A 4,385-nucleotide genomic window follows, 5' to 3' on the forward strand; every position below is an offset into this window, starting at 1 on the left:
GCCACATACAACTCACCAACCACACCAGCAGGCACCGGCCGCAACCACGAATCCAACACAAACAACGCCGCCCCCGGTGGAGGAGAACCAATCGGCACCACCGACGAACCCGGCGTCAGCGCCGCACTGATCGCACCGAGAATGGTCACCTCAGTAGGGCCGTAGGCGTTGAGCATCATCCGATCTGGAGCCCAGCGATCCACCAGCTCCGTTGGGCACGGTTCTCCGGCAACAATCAGTGCCATCAATTCGAGACCCTGCGGTGACAGCTGCGCCACTGCTGACGGGGTATACGTCAAGACCTCTACCCGCTCAGAGACCAACAGTTCCTGAAAGCTATCCGGTGAGGCTGTAACCGATTCGGTAGCGACCACCAGACGCCCGCCGCGCAACAAGGCATGCCAGATTTCCCATACGGAGGCATCGAAGGCCAGCGAGTGACACAACGCCCAGGTACCCGGACGCGGTATCTCAGTATCCAGGGTAGCGACCAGTTGCGTCAGGTTGCCGTGGGTGATGGCAACACCTTTCGGTGTGCCGGTGGTGCCTGAGGTGTAGATGACGTAGGCGATGTCATCAGCCGCTGGCCCGGTTGTCAGCGCGGTGGCCGGTTGATCGGCGAGCACCGGGTCGGCGATATCGATGACCGTCACGCCCATGCCGGCAACACGGTCGGCGTGTTCGGCGTCGGCGAGCACCACCGCCGCTTCGGCATCGCTGAACACGAACTCGATTCGCTCATCGGGCACCATCGGGTCGACCGGCACATACCCCGCCCCCGTTTTGAGCACCGCCAGGATCGCGATCACCGCATCAGCCGAACGCGGCAACACCAACCCCACCCGGCCACCCGGGCGAACACCACGACCAACTAGCAGATGCGCCAACCGATTCGACGCCTCATCCACCTGCCGGTAGGTCCACGACCGACCCTCAAACCGCAACGCCACCACACCCGGACCCGCCACCACCTGCTCGGCAAACAACCCCGGAATCGACTTCCACACCGATGGCGCGGTCGTCAACGCTGTGCGATTACCCACCTTGTCGAGCCAGGTGAGTTCGCCCGCCCCAAGAAGGTCGATCGCCGAGAACGGTTTGCTCGGCTCGGCAGCCATGGTTGCCAATACCCGCTGCAACCGCTCACTCAGCCCTGCGATGGCTTTGGGGTCGTAGTGGGTGGTGTCGTATTCGAAGCGCAGGCCGAGTTGGGGTCCGGGTAGGACCGCAATGGTCAGTGGGTAGTGGTTTGTTTCCCTGCCGTTGAAGTCGGTGACGGTGAGTGCGGTGGTGGTGCCGGTGAAGGCGCCGGGGTCTAGTGGGTAGTTTTCGTAGACGAACAGCGTGTCGAAGAGTTGGTCGTGGCCGGTGGCGCGGTGAATCTCGGTCAACGCCAAATACTGGTGATCGAGAGTCTCGTTGCGGCCAACCTGAAGCTGTTCAAGCAGGTCGGCGACGGTGGTCTCGGTACCGACAGTTGCTCGCGCAGGCACCGTGTTGATCATCAATCCGACGATGGCTTCAGCGCCCGGAAGGTCGGTGGGCCGCCCGGAGACCACGGTGCCAAACGTGACATCACGCTGGCCGGTGAGTCCGATGAGGATTTGCGCCCACGCAGCCTGCAGCACCGTACTGACCGTGGTGCGGTGAGTGCGGGCAAGCTCGTTGACGGCCTCGGTGGTCTCAACAGAGACGGGGAAGATCTCCACCCCGCGGGGGCCAAGGCGCGCCCTTTCGGCCGGCGCGACCAGGGTCGGGGTGTCAAAACCCTTCAACACTTTCTGCCATGCCGACCGTGCGGCGTCGTGATCCTGCTCGGCCAGCCAGCTCACAAACCGCCGATAGGGAACCGCTGGCGGCAACCGGTGCCCAAAGTAGGTGGCGAAAATCTCTTGCATCAAAATCGGCAGCGACCAGCCATCCATCAAGATGTGGTGGTTGGTGATGATCAGCCGATACCGGTCTTCGGGCAACTGAACAAGAGCAACCCGAAACAGCACCGAGGCGCCAAGATCGCAAACCGCGGTCCGCTCGGTCGCGCACAGCTGCTGGACCTGCTCGTCGAGCCCGCCCTCGCCGGCATCGAAGATGACGTTTTGCCACGCGATTTCCGGGTCGGCGGGAATGATCTGGATGGGCTCGTCGAACTCGTCGCAGAATCGGGCAGCAAGGTTGGGGTGGCGGCCGATCACCGTGTCCACGGCATCGCGGAGCCGGCGAGTGTCGAGGTCTCCGGCGAAGCCGATCTCAAGTTGCACCGCATACAAGTCGTCCAGGGCTACACCGGCGTCGCGGGCCAAGGTGGTGTGAAACCACAGTCCCTGCTGCACCGGGGTCAGCGGCAACACATCAGCGATCCCGTAACGGCGGTGAAGACCATCGATCTGAGGCTGGCTCAGCCGGGCGGGAACAATGTCTGACGGTGTCAACCCGCCACCACCGGCCTCCACATGGGCACAGATCCCCGCCAAGGCGTCGAACCACAACTGCGCCAGCCGCTCAATCTGCTCAGCGCTCAGCGCTGCGGGCGCCCAGCTCCAATTCGCCTGCAACCTGGGCCCAGCATCGGTCTCCACGGTGCCGGCGTTGAGTTCGAGCGTGTGCGCCAACGGCATCGCAATCTCTGCCGCCGTCTCAGCCGCCGCCTGGCCCGCGGGGTCCACCCCCCACAGCCCCTCAGCCATGCCGCCGCTACCACCGAGGCGGCCCAGGTAGTTGAACCCGATCACCGGCTCGGCCTCAGCAAGATCGACCTCGGGATTGAGGTAACGCGCCAGACCGTACGTCAGTCCCTCAGGTAGCCCACGCAGTTGCTCCTTGAGGTCTTTGATCACCCGCCCCAACACCGGATCACCGGCTTTCAGCTGCGCCCACGGCACCGCGCCAACAGCCAAAGACACCGGATATTTGGTGGTGAACCAGCCCACCGTGCGCGACAAATCCACATCGGCGAACAACTCTTCGCCGCGGCCATGGCCCTCGACATCAATACCGATCGGACCCCCATGGCCGGTAAAGAATTCGTGGCAGGCCAACCCGAAAGCGATCAACAAAACATCTTGCACACCGGCATGGAACGCCGCCGGGACCTCCGACAGCAGTCGACGAGTCGTCTCAACATCCAACGACACCGACAACCGCCCCGCAGTCACAAACGTGTCGCGGTCCGAGTCAACCGCCGGCAATACCGGGGGCGCCGCCGCGACCTGCCGCCAGACCTCAACCTGACCGACCACCGCATCCTCATAGGCATAATCGGCCAACAACTTCGACCACCGCGCAAACGACGTCCCCACCGAAGGCACCTCCACCGCCTGACCGCTACGGTGTTGTGCCCACGCAATATTGAGATCCTCAAGCAGGACCCGCCACGAAACCCCATCGACAACCAGATGATGAATGATCAGCACCAGCTGGCGGGTAGCTGAGGCCCACACCGCCGAAACCATCACTCCACCAGCAGGATCCAGCCGCGATCGCGCTGCTACCACCGCCTCCTCGGTTAACTCTCCAACCACACTCAACAACTCGCCGGCATCAACCTCGCCCGCCTCCGGCACCCACAACGACCACCCACCGTCATCACCGGCGGAATCATCAACAACTCGAGCGCGCAACATGACATGGCGATCAACCAACGCCTGCAACACCGCCACCACATCGGCCTCACCCACTCCGGCCGGAGCCTGGATCACCAAGGCCTGGTTGAACCACCGCGACGGCCCTTCAAACCCATCACCATCGTGCAGCCAGCGCATGATCGGAGTCGGTGTCACCGCCCCCAACCCGTCATCAGCGCCGCCGACACCACCGTCGCCGAGCGTGGCCACCCGCGCCAATCGCGCCACCGTCTGCTCCACAAACACATCACGGGGCCGACAGATCACCCCCGCAGCCCGCGCGCGCGTCACCACCTGCATCGACAAGATGCTGTCCCCGCCCAGGTCGAAAAACGAGTCATCCACCCCGACCCGCTCCACACCCAACACCGAAGCGAAAATCCCCGCCAAAACCTCCTCAGTCACATCCGAGGGAGCCCGATAAGCATCAACCCCGCCATACTCCGGCGCCGGCAACGCCCGCCGATCCAACTTCCCATTCACCGTCAACGGCAACGCCTCAACCACCACCACCGCGGCCGGCACCATATACCCCGGCAACCGCTGCCCCAACGCGCTACGCACCGCCACCGGATCCAGCCCCACCGAACCGTCCTCGGTCACATACCCCACCAGACGCTTATCCCCGGGCTGATCCTCACGCACCACCACCGCGGCCTGACCCACCCCCTCCAGGCCAACCAACGCCGCCTCAATCTCCCCCAACTCAATGCGATACCCGCGGATCTTCACCTGCTCATCAGCACGACCCACATACTCCAACTG

The 4,385-nt window shown here is 63.7% G+C and carries 1 protein-coding gene; it reads right to left on the reverse strand.

Going from position 1 to position 4,385, the window contains the following annotated elements:
* A partial coding sequence (locus A5643_RS01425) for a condensation domain-containing protein (protein ID WP_156628431.1) occupies positions 1-4,385 on the reverse strand: 4,385 nt, incomplete at both ends.

This window comes from Mycobacterium sp. 1274756.6, assembly GCF_001668625.1.
Lineage (GTDB): Bacteria > Actinomycetota > Actinomycetes > Mycobacteriales > Mycobacteriaceae > Mycobacterium.